This is a genomic window from Cytobacillus sp. OWB-43, from assembly GCF_034651445.1.
GTDB lineage: Bacteria > Bacillota > Bacilli > Bacillales > Cytobacillaceae > Cytobacillus > Cytobacillus kochii.
On sequence record NZ_JAYEFF010000001.1, the window covers coordinates 840,116 to 854,708 of the forward strand.

Annotated in this window: 14 protein-coding genes; 3 read left to right on the forward strand and 11 right to left on the reverse strand. The window is 38.0% G+C overall.

Annotation, left to right across the window (positions count from 1 at the left end; genetic code table 11):
* Positions 1 to 29 precede the first annotated feature (29 nt).
* The 11 genes from U9M49_RS04180 to U9M49_RS04230 all read right to left on the reverse strand — a co-directional run bounded on the left by U9M49_RS04180 (position 30) and on the right by U9M49_RS04230 (position 11,800).
* Positions 30 to 1,358 (reverse strand): MmgE/PrpD family protein, encoded by a 1,329-nt coding sequence (locus tag U9M49_RS04180; RefSeq protein ID WP_322909330.1) that lies wholly within the window; start codon positions 1,356 to 1,358, stop codon positions 30 to 32.
* Between the two features lie 20 nt (positions 1,359 to 1,378).
* Positions 1,379 to 2,116: an IclR family transcriptional regulator gene (locus U9M49_RS04185; protein ID WP_322909331.1), complete on the reverse strand. Its 738-nt coding sequence runs from the start codon at positions 2,114 to 2,116 to the stop codon at positions 1,379 to 1,381.
* 46 nt (positions 2,117 to 2,162) lie between these two features.
* A complete protein-coding gene (locus tag U9M49_RS04190) occupies positions 2,163 to 2,873 on the reverse strand; it encodes an ABC transporter ATP-binding protein (protein WP_307314796.1) in 711 nt (236 codons plus the stop codon).
* Positions 2,873 to 3,601: an ABC transporter ATP-binding protein gene (locus U9M49_RS04195; protein WP_251161613.1), complete on the reverse strand. Its 729-nt coding sequence runs from the start codon at positions 3,599 to 3,601 to the stop codon at positions 2,873 to 2,875. The genes U9M49_RS04190 and U9M49_RS04195 overlap by 1 nt, the downstream gene beginning before the upstream one ends.
* Positions 3,573 to 4,586, reverse strand: a complete 1,014-nt coding sequence (locus U9M49_RS04200) for a branched-chain amino acid ABC transporter permease (RefSeq protein ID WP_322909332.1) — start codon at positions 4,584 to 4,586, stop codon at positions 3,573 to 3,575. Before U9M49_RS04200 ends, U9M49_RS04195 begins: the two co-directional genes overlap by 29 nt.
* The gene (locus U9M49_RS04205) at positions 4,583 to 5,452 is read right to left on the reverse strand and encodes a branched-chain amino acid ABC transporter permease (protein ID WP_191811574.1); all 870 of its coding nucleotides are present in this window, start codon (positions 5,450 to 5,452) and stop codon (positions 4,583 to 4,585) included. Before U9M49_RS04205 ends, U9M49_RS04200 begins: the two co-directional genes overlap by 4 nt.
* Before the next feature lie 212 nt (positions 5,453 to 5,664).
* Positions 5,665 to 6,867, reverse strand: a complete 1,203-nt coding sequence (locus U9M49_RS04210) for an ABC transporter substrate-binding protein (RefSeq protein ID WP_322909333.1) — start codon at positions 6,865 to 6,867, stop codon at positions 5,665 to 5,667.
* Positions 6,868 to 6,888: 21 nt separating this feature from the next.
* Positions 6,889 to 8,271, reverse strand: a complete 1,383-nt coding sequence (locus U9M49_RS04215) for a dihydroorotase (protein WP_322909334.1) — start codon at positions 8,269 to 8,271, stop codon at positions 6,889 to 6,891.
* Positions 8,272 to 8,287: 16 nt separating this feature from the next.
* Positions 8,288 to 8,971 carry an isochorismatase family protein gene (locus tag U9M49_RS04220; protein WP_322909335.1) on the reverse strand — a complete coding sequence of 228 codons (684 nt, stop codon included), beginning with the start codon at positions 8,969 to 8,971 and terminating at the stop codon, positions 8,288 to 8,290.
* On the reverse strand, positions 8,968 to 10,350 hold the full coding sequence (locus tag U9M49_RS04225) for a flavocytochrome c (RefSeq protein WP_307313942.1): 1,383 nt from the start codon (positions 10,348 to 10,350) through the stop codon (positions 8,968 to 8,970). The genes U9M49_RS04220 and U9M49_RS04225 overlap by 4 nt, the downstream gene beginning before the upstream one ends.
* A 127-nt stretch (positions 10,351 to 10,477) precedes the next feature.
* Positions 10,478 to 11,800 (reverse strand): MmgE/PrpD family protein, encoded by a 1,323-nt coding sequence (locus tag U9M49_RS04230; RefSeq protein WP_322909336.1) that lies wholly within the window; start codon positions 11,798 to 11,800, stop codon positions 10,478 to 10,480.
* 226 nt (positions 11,801 to 12,026) lie between these two features.
* Here U9M49_RS04230 and U9M49_RS04235 point away from each other — a divergent pair, with 226 nt between their 5' ends.
* From U9M49_RS04235 to U9M49_RS04245, 3 genes are read left to right on the forward strand one after another with little or no spacing between them, the layout of a single operon-like run.
* The gene (locus U9M49_RS04235) at positions 12,027 to 12,788 is read left to right on the forward strand and encodes an IclR family transcriptional regulator (RefSeq protein WP_322909337.1); all 762 of its coding nucleotides are present in this window, start codon (positions 12,027 to 12,029) and stop codon (positions 12,786 to 12,788) included.
* A gap of 6 nt (positions 12,789 to 12,794) precedes the next feature.
* Positions 12,795 to 14,039 carry a 3-isopropylmalate dehydratase large subunit gene (locus U9M49_RS04240; RefSeq protein WP_322909338.1) on the forward strand — a complete coding sequence of 415 codons (1,245 nt, stop codon included), beginning with the start codon at positions 12,795 to 12,797 and terminating at the stop codon, positions 14,037 to 14,039.
* Complete coding sequence (locus tag U9M49_RS04245) at positions 14,036 to 14,527, forward strand: 3-isopropylmalate dehydratase small subunit (RefSeq protein WP_307313932.1); 492 nt, start codon at positions 14,036 to 14,038, stop codon at positions 14,525 to 14,527. Before U9M49_RS04240 ends, U9M49_RS04245 begins: the two co-directional genes overlap by 4 nt.
* Positions 14,528 to 14,593 lie beyond the last annotated feature (66 nt).

The window sequence follows — 14,593 nt, forward strand, 5'->3', positions numbered from 1 at the left end:
AACCTCTCTTCTGTTTAAAAAATATACTCTTATTTCAACTCCAACAAAACAAATAGTTTCTCAATATTTGTTTCCGTTTCTAAATGAGTAATAAAATCAATTATTTTATCCTGTTGATTGCTGCTGTAGACGGCAGATGTCAAGGTCTTAAATTTTTCTATCAATTCGCTTTCAGATAGTTTTTTACCCGGCCCGCCCTTTGCAATGTCTACACGTTCGCTATATATATTTCCATATGAATCTATAATTTCCACTCGAGCGGGCATTTGAAGAGGATAGTCCTTTTCGAGCTCAGCAGAATATTGAACAAACACCTTTTTAGCGAACTCTTTTATCTCTTTATCCTTGTGTAGCTGATCTATGAAAACAGATTGATTCGCTTTTTGATGATAGAGCTGTACAGCAATAGCAAAAGGTATGCTAAACTTCGATGACAGTATATTTTCATAATCCTGATGTAATAAAGAGGATGCTCTTGCATAGGTAAATACGTTTATTTTTTCTATCTGATCTGGACCAAGTTGCTGTTTGTCAAGAATAGACTTAAAGGCATCAATAGGTGAATGCACATAACGACAAAAAGCATAGGGTTTAAAATAATTGAGTTCAATATCCCAGGGCACATTCTTACCCCTCTCTAAATCAGTCCAATTAAATCCACTGCCGAGAATAGTGGAAAACACAGTTGAAACATTATTTTTCGGCGCCAAATGATTGGTACGGGCAAATATCACACTCTTCATTCCCATTTCAATCGCATGGCCAGCGTAAATATTTCTAATTAATTTACCTTCTAATGCCGATGTCCATAAGGTTGGCAATGAGAAGCTAGCGCTTAGGTTCACACCTTCTTGAAATGTTGCTTCATCTGCTCCATCAATCATGAGTGCAGTTGCTGCAGCCCCCATTACTCCCCATGTACCATGAGCATGTGCTTCTGGTAATAGAGTAGTCGCTCTACCAAATCTTGAGCAGTATTCATAGCTTTTAATAATCATACTAATCAGTTCTTGTCCAGAAACATTTTTGCTTCTCTGAAGCATCGTGAGAATAACAGGAATCACATGAGCCGCAGGGTGGCCTTTACTATATTGGTTTCCTTCATCCATCTCTGTAGCCACACATGCCGTACCATGTACAAGTCCAGTACTATACATATCTGCATGGAGGGTAGTACCAAGCAGCTGATAGCTACCCGTTCCAGAAAATTGCTTAGCTAATTCGAGCGTATCTTGTTGCTGCATGCCAGCAATCAAAGCTCCTAATGTATCTAACAAGATCCATTTAGCTGAATCAATTGTTTCTTCATTAAAGTCTGACCAAACTGCATCATATATTGCTGAAGCTTTCTTGATCAATCGGCCTTCTCCCCCTTCTCTTATTCAAAATAACCTAGGTTGTTGCTGATTTGTCTAGCTCCCTCCTTTATTTTTGCAATCAATTCCTCCTCATGTTCTGGCGTAAGTCTCTGGATAGGACCTGCAATCGTTAAGCTTGCGACCATCTCTTTGTTTTGATCAAATATAGGTGCAGCAATAGCAAAGCTCCCAGGAACCCTTTCACCTTTCGTAACACAGAAACCACGTTGGTTGATTTGATTGAGTTCTTCTCGTAGTGCTTGAATAGGGATAAGACTGTTTTGCATAGCTAGATTATCGAGTGTTTTTTCTCTGTCGGTTTCCTTCTCGAATGCAATCAATACCTTACCTGAAGCACCTAAATGAAGTGGCTTTCGTTCTCCAATTCTTACAAAGTTTCGGACATCCTGAGGACTATCAACCTTTTCTACGCATACTCGATTAAGGTCGTCCTTAATATTAAGTTCTACTGTTTCGCTTGTTTCTTCTACCATTTTTTTCATTATCGGTATGGCGACATGCCTAAAATCCAATTGGCTTTGAACAATGCTACCCAGCCTAAAAAAATTAACACCTAAAGAGTATCTATGAGTATCTTTGTTCCTTTCAATATAATCAAATTCTTCTAGTGCGTTGAGGATACGAAAGACGGTGCTTTTAGGGTATCCCAACTCCTCTTGTACCTCACTAATAGATAAGCTTGTTCTATTCATAGAGTACAAAGATAGTATTTTAGCCATTTTTTCAATTATTTTCATTTTGTGAACTCTCCAGTCTATCAAAAAACTATTCGGTGCAAGGGTCTTAATTGGCTAGACCTAAATAAGATTCTCTAAGTTTATTGTCCTGCAGCAAAGACTCTGCTGTACCTGACATCACTATCTCTCCATTTTCAATCACATATCCCCTATCAGACATGGATAATGCTTGATGTGCATTCTGTTCAACTAATAGGACAGTGACACCCTGTTGCTTAATTTCCTTAATAATGTCAAATACTTGTTTTGTTAATAAAGGCGATAACCCTGTAGAAGGCTCATCTAATAATAGAATCTTAGGTTGAGCCATCAGTGCTCTACCTATTGCAAGCATTTGTTGCTGGCCTCCACTGAAGCTTCCTGCCATCTGGTTTTCCCTTTCCTTTAAAATCGGAAATAGCTTAAAGCAGTACTCGATATTTTTCTTCATATTTTTACGTGCCCCTGAAGAATAAGCACCTAACTCTAAGTTTTCACGTATTGTCATTTCAGTAAATAACATTCTGCCTTCTGGCACCTGTATTAATCCTTCCTTGACAATATTTTCTGGTTGCATTTTTTGTATATGCTTTCCATTGAACTCTATTTGTCCATTGGTAGTAGAAATTAATCCAGATAAGGTCCTCAACAAAGTAGTTTTCCCTGCACCGTTCGTTCCTAGTATACTGACTAATTCACCGGAGTTCACTTCAAAAGTGATATTTCTTAAAACCTGTAAATTTCCATAACCTGCATTCAGGTTCGATACTCTTAGCATCATGATACTTCCTCTCCTAAATACGCCTCTACTACAGTTGGAATTTTCATTACTTCCTGCGGGTCTCCATCAGCTATTTTTTCTCCCAGATGCATAACAGCTAGACGATCAGATAGTGCCATCACCGCAGACATAAGATGTTCAATGAAGAAGATGGAAATTCCACTGTCTCTAATATTCTTAATAAGCTCAATGAATTCATTAACCTCAGATGGATTAAGCCCTGACATTACTTCATCTAAAAAAAGAACTTCAGGGCTTGTAGCAAGAGCTCTGGCTACTTCTACTTTCTTTTGATTTGGAAAGGTTAGGTCTTTCATTCTGGAATAGGCAAGAGATGAAATACCAATTAAATCTAAGTTTTCCAAAGCCAATCTTTCTGCTTCTTTATAACTTTTTTCTCGATTAAATGCGCCAACAATGACATTTTCTAACACTGTCAGATTGCCAAAAGGCTGCACAATTTGAAATGTTCTCGCAATCCCTTCTTTACATATATGCTCCGGTTTATTTCCAATTATCTCTTTACCATTATACTTAACAGATCCTTCCTCCGGTGTGTGAAATCCACATACAGAATGGAATAAAGTTGTCTTTCCTGCTCCATTCGGACCAACCAGCCCAACAATTTCTCCTTTATTGAGCGTTAAGTTGACATTGTTTACTGCTACTAGGCCAGCAAAGCGTTTTGTCAATCCTTCAATTTTTAAAAGTTCCAACGTCTTCACTCCCATTTATGCTATTATCTTTCTTTTTCTTTGCATTTTTTTCCTTCCCAAATTTATTTTGGAACCACCCAACAATCCCTTCAGGCAAGTACAGCATGACAAGAATTAAAATGACCCCGTAAGCCATTAAATTCGCTCCGACAAAGTCTCCAAATAAAGTGGTTGTAATCTCCCCAATTGGAATAATAATGAGTGAACCTACAATAGGACCTAAAACCGTTCCTGCCCCGCCAATGATAGCCGGTAACAAAATATTAATCGATACATCATTAGAAAAAGTCGTCGCAGGCTCAATAAAGAGCATATATTGTGCATAAAATGTACCTCCTATTGCTGTTAGGCTTGCACTAATTGCAATAGCAATCATTTTATTCTTATACGTATTTACACCTAGTGATTGGGCAGCATCTTCATTTTCGCGGATGGCGACCAAGTTATAGCCCAACTTAGAACGACTAATATAATAAACTAAAACAGTGACTGCGATAGCAAATAATAGAATGATGTAATAATAAGTGGTGCGTGAGCTAAATTGAAACATAAGGGGATCTGGTTTATACGGAATAAGTACACCAAGTGTTTTATTGAAAATGTCAAAATTCTGAATAATGATTCGCAGAATTTCCGCAAATGCAAGTGTTCCGAGCGAAAAGAACACACCTCTCAATTTGAATCTGAACGACAGATATCCAATAAATAGACCAATTAAGGCTGCAATTATGGCCCCTGCAAAAAGTCCAATCCAAGGCGATACACCAAGCTTCGTGAATAATATACTTGATGTATAAGCACCTGTTCCAAAAAAAGCTGCATGCCCAAATGAAAACTGGCCCGAGTAACCGCTTAGTATATTCCATGCTTGGCTCACCAATGCATAATACAAAATGAGAATGGCAATGTGCATGTAGTACTGGTCTTTTACAACAAGTGGAAAGAACGTAAAGATAAGTAATGCTAAGATGATTAGAATAGGAGATTTTCTCATCGTGCTTTCCCTCCAAATAAACCATTAGGTTTTGCCATTAGGACAATGACAAAAATAATATAGGTCATGAGTTCTTTTAAACTACCAGGTAAAAAAGCTCCTCCTAACGCTTCAGAAATGCCAATAATGAGCCCACCTATTATTGCACCGATAAAGTTGCCCAATCCGCCAAGAACTACCACAACAAATCCCTTTAATATAAAAGTGGCACCTACTGTAGGCGAAGTATAGAAAAATGGAGTAATGAGCGAACCAGCGATTGCTGCAAGTGAAGCGCCTAATCCAAAGGCAATATAGTTTATGCGGTTCGTGTTGATTCCTGATAGCATTGCACCGTTCCGATTGATTGAAGTTGCGCGTATCGCCTTCCCAAGCATCGTTTTTTTAAGAAATAAAAACAGGCCTATGGATAATACAATCGCTGCAATAAAAGCAATTAATTTTGGGACATTTACGCCTACTTCACCTATATTAAACGTTTGAATAAAACCTTCTAATTTTACGCTGCGAAAATCAGGACTCCATAATATTAACGCAAGGTTTTCGATAACAAGCATAATTCCAAGTGTCACTAGCAATTGATTATGCTCTGGCGCATTTAACATTTTAGATAAGATTGTCTTCTGAATGATCGCTCCAATGAAAAATAAGGAGATGGCGCTTAATGGTATTGATAAGTATGGATTTAGCCCAAGAAGGCTAAACGACCAGTATGAAATATACATACCTAACATTAATAATGCCCCTTGAGCAAAATTAATAATTTTCATTACCCCAAAGATTAAGGTGAGGCCTATAGCTACCAGTCCATAAATACCTCCCATTAAAATACCGTCCACCAAGGACTGTAAAATCAAAGTGAGCATCAACTTCCCTCCTATACCTAGTGTTTTTTATAAAAGAGAACCCATTTCGTTCCCTCAATCATCCTAATTTTGAAAGTTGGGGTGGAGTTTTCCGATATATGACGCAAGCTTCCAAATGAGATAAGAGTATACAACCGGCCACAAGTACAACTGAAGGCCCTAAATGTTAACATTGTCTATACATAGTACTCTCTCTTCGTTCCCTCTTTTCATTACTTTGCTGGTAATACAGCGTCGGCATTCTTGTATTCATCAGGGAAAACAACTTTAGTTTCACCGTTAATAATTTGATTTAAAACAGCCTGGGCATTTGCGTTTTGTCCACTTTTATCAAAAATAATTGAATCTTGGGGGAGAATATGCTCTGTTAAATTTGTTTCGGATAAAGCCTTCTGAACTTTGGCCCGATCGGTTGATTCAGCTCTCTCTACTGCATCAATTAAGACTTTCGTGGCAGTATAAGAATAAGCTGCATTCGGCCCCATATGTTTATTAAATAGGTCCTCATACTTTTTTGAAACTTCAATTGCCAGGTTACTTTGAGGGTTGATAGAATAGTTGACATCCATAATATATTGATTGATTTCTGTTTCATCATTAATAAATGCCGTATTGCTAAAAGCTCCATTAGCAACACCGATTATTGCTTTAGGCTGAAAGTTAGATTGTTTTAATCCATTTACCAGTAGCGTGCCGTCACGCAAATAGGTTGTTGCGATTACTGCGTCAGGCTTGAGCCGATTAATTTTATTGATTGTCGATGATAAATCAGCTGTTGTTGCAGCGTGAGGGATGTTATCCAACACTTCAATTTCGTGATCTGCTGCCCCTTTCTCTATCAAACTAGCAATACTTGTCCCAAAAACTGAGTCCTCATGAACAAGAACAACTGTCTCTAGAGGGGAATCACTCATTTCATTAAGCACATTAAAATAGTCTAAAAAGTTCGCTGCCATAGTCGATGCTGGCGGCTGAACTCTGAAGGTGTATTTAAAGCCTCTCTTTGTAACTTCTTCGACTGTAGCAATATCGACAACGAATGGGATTCCTGCTCTTTCAGCTTCTTGGGTTGCAGGTAATGTAACACCACTTGAATAAGCGCCAATAACACCAACTACTTTTTCACGATCTAACCTTTGAATTTCAGACATCCCTTTTTCTGGTGCACCTTCATGATCAGCTTCTATTAATTCGACCTTTGCACCGCCTAAAGACTCGATTCCGCCTGCTTCATTAATTTCTTCAACTGCAAGTCTTGCTGCATCACGCATTTCCTGACCTTCATTAGCCAATGCGCCGCTTAATGGATGAAGTGCGCCGATTTTAACAATATTCTCATCGTCTGATTGTGCTTCTCCAGTACAACCTGTCAATATGAACAGCGTCGCCAGCATAAGAAAAACGATTTTTTTCAATTCCATCCCCCACTTTTATCATTAAATGGACCTTCTAACGAATTTACCTCTACCACTTTCCTTTGTTGGTATTCCATTGTTTACGATTACTTCTCCTCTACTGATGGTATACACTGGCCATCCTACGGTCTCAAATCCATCAAATATAGAATAATCTGAATTCGAATGAAGTACTTCTGGCGAAATCGTTTTGGCTTTAGCTAAATCCACAATGGCGAAATCAGCATCTGCTCCTATTTCAATTCGCCCCTTATTTTCCAAATTAAACGATTCAGCTACTTGATAGGAAGTGATATCAGCAATTCTTTCAAGCGGAATTCCTCTTTTTATATGACCTTCAGTAATCATCATTGGCAATAGTGCACCAGCACTTGGGAATCCGTACTCTGCTTCAAATACTCCATTCCCTTTAGAAAATTTGGTTGCAAGTGATCCAGGCACATGGTCTGTTCCAATTGCATTCACAATTCCTTCCTTAAGCCCCTCCCATAAACGATCTGAATCGTATTGACCATGAATAGGTGGACCTACTTTTGCTTTTAATCCAGTTGAAGATTCTTCTGTTAAGTTCAAATAATGGGGACAAGTTTCTACCTTTACCCCTTTTTCAAGTAGCCAAGGCATCTTTTCAAGCACATCGATACTAGCACCTGACGTCAAATGCACAATAAAAACATTTCCACCAACAATGGAATTAATATACAATGTGCTTAGTAATGATTCTGCTTCCGCAAAACCAGGGCTTGTAAGAGACCATGTTTTTAATCCTTCTTCCGCACCTTCTTCTTTATACTTCTTAATCAAACTGCGATTAATATCCATATTCTCGCAATGAATCGCTAATAGCAGTTTAGGAGAGATAGATTTAAACTTCTCCAGAAGACGCATTAAATCATAAGAAGATAAGTTAATGCCATTGGATATTTTGAATTTATCATTTAATTGTCGTTCATAATTCCTAAAAAACTTAAATGATGTCAGCCCGAAACGTGTAACCGTCTCTTCAAGCTCATCAATGTGCTGTTCTGTCAAAATACCTAAGCTATATGTAAAGTCAATATAACTATGTTTTTCACCGATATCTTGTACTTTAGGAAAAAAATCTAAATAGCTAACTGGTTGCCGATCATAATTGACAATCGTTGTAATACCTCCAACGGCATGCTGTTTCGTATCAAGAAAATCTTTTTCAATTGAGTTATAGATTCCTAGATGTTGGTGGGCATCGATCACTCCAGGGAACACATGTAAACGGTTTGCATCAATTACTTCATCAGCTTCTATCTCTGTGTTCTGATTATAAATACCAGCAATTTTACCATTTATGACACCGATATCAACCGCCTTAACTCCTTCTTTAGGGAAGACGACTAACCCATTTTTAATCAGTTGATTAACCTTCAACTTTAACTCCTCCTTCTTAAAATTGTTTTAGATAATCGTAAATTTCTTCTGACGGTGATACGTCGCAATACTTCATCCATAGATCAAGTAGACCGGCTTTATGAGACAGTTCGATCCGATCATAAACACAGTCCTCCACAACAGCCACATTGAAATTATGCGTGACTGCATCTACGGCTGTTGCACGGACACATCCACTCGTCGAACCACCTACAATAATCAATGTATCGACGCCCATTTTTACTAGATAACTAATCAGTGGCGTACCAAAAAAGGCGCTTGCATAGCTTTTATCAACAACAAGATCCTTGCTTTCTGGCTCAAGTTCAGAAACAATTTGTGCCTCAGGCCTTCCGTCAATGTACTTAGAATTATCTCGTTCAGCTTTAACCGCAAATGAATCAAAATTGATGGTTTTCTTCTGCACATTCCTTGTATAGATTGTTGGTATATTTAATTGATCTGTCAGCTTTTTCATTTTCTTTATTTTCTCGATCGATTCCCATGCCTTTGCACCTCCCCCACTTGGCCATGTTTCAAGCTGATCTGCTATCGGAAGGTTTGCCCCTACATAGTTATGTTGAATATCTATCATAACAAGAGCAGGCTTTTTCCCTAATCCTCTCTTTTTTCCATATCCTCCTTTTTGAATTACCATTCTATCTACCTCAGTCAACATATCTTCCCATGGTCTAGTCATAATATTTCTATCCCTTCATTTAAAATTGATAGTGCCGCATGGTCTCCGGCAATTTTCCCGAAACCTAATGCAGCTAAGAGGCCGTTTCCTGACATATAACCATAAGAATGGTTACCTGAAATTCCAACCGCTGCCCCTCCGCCTGCATATAAATTCCTAATAGAATTACCATTCTTATTTATCACCTGTGCATTGGAATTTATTTGCAAACCTCCTTGTGTATGAAAAAGAGCAGGCGATACCTTGATCGCATAATAAGTTGGGGTAAGCTTCTTCGGCCATTCTGCTCTTCCATATGCATCTCTGCCTTCATCAACAGCTACATCAACTGATTCGAAAGTTTTTTGTAGATTTTCTGCAGGCAAACCTAACAACTTCGCTAACTTATCAATCGAATCACTTGTTTTAAAAGCTTTCATCCCAACAAGCTGGTTAAAATCTTCAATACTAATCAATTGATCGTATATATGCTGATCGAAAATAATATATCCGCATTGGCCAGGCTGACTTAATACTTGCACAGCGAATTCTGAGTATCCATGAGATTCATCGCCAAATCGCTCACCATTTTGATTGACCATAAATCCACCCATCATAACCGTTCCCCATGTAACTAAAATACCTTGTGATTTTGCAACAGCAGAGTGCCCTTGATAACTTGTTAAGGAGGCAAATGATGCCTCTACTTTCTCGCCCATCCTAATAGCATCACCTGTATTTGCTTCATAACCAAAATAGAGCGCATCTGCTATTTCAGGAATATATTTACGTACCATTTCTTTATTTGCCCCAAACCCATTTGTTGCTAGTATGACTTTTTTTGCTTTAATTCGCTGGACACCATCATCTGTTTTTACTTCTATTCCAATGACTTCTTTGTTCTCATTTGTTATTAATTCATTTACCTCTGATTTTAATAGCAAGTATATGTTGTCCCGCTTTGCAACAGCTTGTTTAAGCTTTTTTATTAGTTCTAATCCTGATCTCGAGGGCGGTGCATGCATTCGAAAATTCCTTTGACCAGGATATTTAAACTCTTTTACAAGTGAAAGCTGAATTTGCAACGTATCTGCCATCCACTCAATTAATGGGCCCGATTCTTTACATAAAGCTAAGGTTAAATCATAGTCACTTTCATGATGATTTTTCCTTAAGATATCCTCTGTCATCTCTTCTGCTGTCTCAAAAATTCCTTCCTCTTTCTGAAATCTTGTATTCGCTGCAGGAATCATTCCGGCACTGGCAGCTGTATTGCCCAAAACAAAATCTGTTTTTTCAAAAACTCCTACCTCTAAGCCTTTTTCAGCTGCTGCTAATGCAGCCACCAAGCCGCAACCACCAGCCCCTGCTACAACTACATCTAACTCAGCATCCCACATAATGTTGAATCCTCCAATTTGTTCCATATTGTGAAACTAGTTTCATTTAATTATCATAGTAACACTATAAAATAAATTGACAACTAAGATGTCATATTTATTTACAATATTTTTTATTTTGCAATAATTAATGAGCTGGTCTCAGCAATTCTGTGATTGTTGATATATCTTCCAATTCTTCTAAAGAAAGAATTTTTTCTATAAGATCCTTTGCACGCTGACAGCTAAGAACCTTTCCTAAAGTTCTTTCGCTTTTTTCTATTACTTTTTGTTCAAGTCCTACCTCATGAGCATCTCCGCTAGCTCCACTAACAGTCATCGTAAATTGCTGTTGATTTACCATTTTAAGTACAACACGTGAATCGCGTTGGTCAGGAAGCAATTTTGTCATATTAACATCCTCATGAACAAATACTTTCTTGGTAAAATTGAGCCTCTCTTCGTTCTGACTTTCCTTTGGATAAAATAAGCTTGCCACAGCATAAGGTATAGAAAATTTGCCTGCATATGGATTTTTCACATTTTGATTATTTAGCCTAGCTGCCATTGAATAGGTAAAGATATCTACTCTCTTCACATCTTTAGGGAGGATTGTTTCCATTTTTAATAGTTTAATTACTCCATCCATAGGAGAGTGGCAAAAACGACAAAAGTCATAAAATTTGAAATAAGTTTTCAGCAAGTAGTATTCAACGCCAAGATTTTCTGTTAATTTTTCGCTTTGAAAACGCTTTCCTAATATTCCATCACCATAAATTTGCTTCATAGCGTTAGGACTGCTCGAAAAACCAGCTGTAATAAGATGGTCAATTAAAAATGAATGCATATTGTTCAAACCAATGTATACATCCCGTAACCGATGACCTTCTAACACAGGCTGCCATAAAGATACATTAGGCAATGAGCTACTTAAATAAAATCCTCGCTCGTAATCACTTGCATGATAGTTTTTCAGTTTACCTAAAGCAAATATAGCCCCAATTACTCCCCAATTTCCATGGGGATGTATGTCGTCGCGCAAGGTAATAGCTGCCCCTGCTCTAGTTGCAATCTCATAGGCGAGTATAAAGCTTTCTAAAAAACTTCTTCCATTGCAGTGACTCGTTTCAGCATAGGCCAATAAAGAAGGAAAGAAGTGACAACTTGGATGCCCTTTTGCTATCGGATTACCTTCATCCATCTCCTCACTCACCATTGCAATCCCATTAATAAAGGCTGCCATCTGAGGGTTAATAGAAGCTTGTCTGCCTACAATAGTTGCGTAGCCTTTATTGGCTTCATTCTGACTGATATCCTCTTGTAGCTTGAGCATATGTGAAGACTGATTTCCATGGATAATGGCAGTTATTGAATCAAGAATGATTAATTTCGCTCTCCGTTTTACTTCTTCTGATGCATTATGAAGTTGAAATTTGATTGCGTACTCACTTAAAACTTGTTGATATTCCATTCAGACACCTTCTATTGTTCCATATTATGAAACATGTTCTATTTTTTATAAATTCTATCACTATTTAAATTTTTAAGTCAATGAATTTCATTAAAAAGTTTTGAATTAATTTTAAATTTTAATAAATCTGATAATTGTATTGACTTCTCCTAATACTTCCCTTACGATGTTTGTATGTTCGTATCGTGAACATGTTGTTCATAATATGTAATAAGGGGATTAAAATTTGAAAACAAATGAAACTGAAACGGTTCAATCTGTTGAAAGAGCGATTGAACTATTATATTGCTTCACAACACGAACACCGGAGCTTTCACTCAATGATATCGTCAAACGCACAGGGCTGAATCGGACAACGGTCTTTCGATTACTCTCTTCTTTGATGAAAAAAGAACTGATTAATAAAAATGCAGCTATGAATACTTACCGACTTGGTCTACCTTTTATACATTTCGCCCAGATTGTTACTGAAAATCTAGATTTAAGAAAAATGGCCCTGCCTATCATGAATGAGCTTAATGAGATTACGAAAGAAACAATAAGTTTGAATATCATACAAGGAGCTTCGAGAATATGTATTGAGAAATTAGAGGGAAAGGAAGATATTCGACAGTTTATCAACTTAGGCATTCCTTACCCTCTTTATAAAGGGGCTTCAGGTAAACTGCTGCTTGCCTTTTCTAAAGACGAACTAATTGAAGAAGTTATTGAAGGATCCGGATTGACGAAGAATGAAACAACAGAATTAAAAAAAGACCTCTTACTTTTCCAGGAGCAGGGATTTGCCTTCAGCATGGATGAACGAATTATCGGAGCATTTGCGATTTCCACCCCCATTTTAAATAGCCAGCAGCAGCTAATTGGCGGACTCTCTATCTCAGGGCTATCAGCAAGGCTAGATAATAATAAACAGTTATTTATAAAAGCAGCCATACAGTCAGCAGAAAAATTATCAGCTATGATGGGTTATCAAAAATTAGGAGGATGATTCATTATGGGACAAACCATTATTGAAAAAATCGTATCAGCACATGCAAATAAACAAGTTAAGCAAAATGAAATTGCAATTGTCAATGTCGATGGTGTGATGGCTACCGACACAACTGCCCCTCTTACAATTAAGGCCTTTCAGGATATGGGTGGATGGAAGGTATGGGATGCAAAAAAGGTTTTCCTTATTATTGACCATGCTGCACCAGCGCCTAACGAAAAAATCGCAAATCTTCATACATTCATGAGAGAGTTTGCGAAAGCTCAGAATATAAAGCTTTACGATATCGGTGAAGGCATATGTCATCAGCTGATGGTAGAAAATCATCATGTGAAGCCAGGTCAATTATTTTTAGGAGCGGACTCCCATACTTGTACATATGGTGCATTGGGTGCCTTTGCTACAGGTGTGGGTTCAACCGATTTGGCAGGAGTCATGTTGACAGGGCAAACTTGGCTAAAAGTACCTGCTTCATTCAAGATCACTTTGAATGGAAAGCTGCAACGAGGTGTGTCTGCTAAAGACTTAATTTTATATATCGTCGGTCAGTTAGGAATTGAAGGTGCAACCTATAAAGCAATCGAATTCACAGGCCCTGCAGTCGAATTACTTTCACTTGATGACCGGATGACTCTTTCCAATATGGCCATTGAAATGGGAGCTAAAGCTTGTTTTGTTGATACTACAGGATTAGAGCTTCCATACAATTTTGATCATATATATGGTGATGAGGATGCAGCGTATGAAAAAGAGTTTTTATTTAATGTCAGCCAAATTAATCCTGAAATTTCCATCCCTCATTCTCCAGACAATGTAAGAGATATTGCTGAAGCCATTAACACACCTATCCAAATGGCTTTTATCGGAAGTTGCACAAATGGCAGATTGCAAGATTTACATGTGGCAGCAGAGATTTTAAAAGGGAGGCGTATTCATCCAGATGTTCGTCTAATCATTGCTCCCGCATCGCAAAAGGTATTACTAGATGCACTAAAGGATGGGACTGTGGAGATCTTAACTGCAGCAGGTGCATCCTTCATATCTTCAGGCTGCGGGCCATGTGTTGGGACGCACCAAGGGGTACCAGGGAACGGAGAAAACGTTATTTCGGCGACAAATCGTAACTTTCAAGGTAGAATGGGAAATCGTCACTCCAATGTATACTTAGCATCTCCAGCAACTGTTGCAGCCTCCGCCTTGAATGGAAAAATCACTGACCCTACAACACTAAAGGAGGCATTTTCTTGATTATTAAAGGTCAAACACATGTATACGGAGATAATATCGATACTGACCGGATTATACCCGGAAAATACACTAAAACACTAAATTTACAAGACTTAGCCGATCATGTCCTTGAAGATTTAGATCCTGAGTTTCGCACAAGAGTAAAACAAGGTGACATCATCGTGGGAGGAAGCAACTTCGGCTGTGGCTCATCAAGAGAACAGGCCCCTCTTGCGTTAAAAAAAGCAGGGATCTCTGCCGTTGTTGCGCAATCCTTTGCGCGCATTTTCTTCCGCAACGCAATCAACATTGGCTTGCCTGTTATTGAAGTGAAGGATCACTCTATCAATATGAATAATGAAGTAGAAGTAGATTTAAAGAACGGAAAAGTGACAAACTTATCAAAAAATGAAGTATATGAGGGGACACAAATCCCTGAGGTAATGGTAAAGATACTAAATGAAGGTGGATTAGTCCCTTATTTGAAGGAACATAAAACTTATTCTTAATCCCATTTTGGCGCTTTTTATTGACAATTATAAGAGAGATGAAAGACATAGATATATCATGCCTTC

What these genes read in the sequence shown, in the direction of transcription:
- U9M49_RS04240 (WP_322909338.1), top strand. Translation starts at nt 12,795, where the DNA reads ATGGGACAAACCATTATTGAAAAAATCGTATCAGCACATGCAAATAAA.
- U9M49_RS04185 (WP_322909331.1), bottom strand. Translation starts at nt 2,116, where the DNA reads ATGAAAATAATTGAAAAAATGGCTAAAATACTATCTTTGTACTCTATG.
- U9M49_RS04200 (WP_322909332.1), bottom strand. Translation starts at nt 4,586, where the DNA reads ATGAGAAAATCTCCTATTCTAATCATCTTAGCATTACTTATCTTTACG.
- U9M49_RS04205 (WP_191811574.1), bottom strand. Translation starts at nt 5,452, where the DNA reads ATGCTCACTTTGATTTTACAGTCCTTGGTGGACGGTATTTTAATGGGA.
- U9M49_RS04190 (WP_307314796.1), bottom strand. Translation starts at nt 2,873, where the DNA reads ATGCTAAGAGTATCGAACCTGAATGCAGGTTATGGAAATTTACAGGTT.
- U9M49_RS04220 (WP_322909335.1), bottom strand. Translation starts at nt 8,971, where the DNA reads ATGACTAGACCATGGGAAGATATGTTGACTGAGGTAGATAGAATGGTA.
- U9M49_RS04225 (WP_307313942.1), bottom strand. Translation starts at nt 10,350, where the DNA reads ATGTGGGATGCTGAGTTAGATGTAGTTGTAGCAGGGGCTGGTGGTTGC.
- U9M49_RS04230 (WP_322909336.1), bottom strand. Translation starts at nt 11,800, where the DNA reads ATGGAATATCAACAAGTTTTAAGTGAGTACGCAATCAAATTTCAACTT.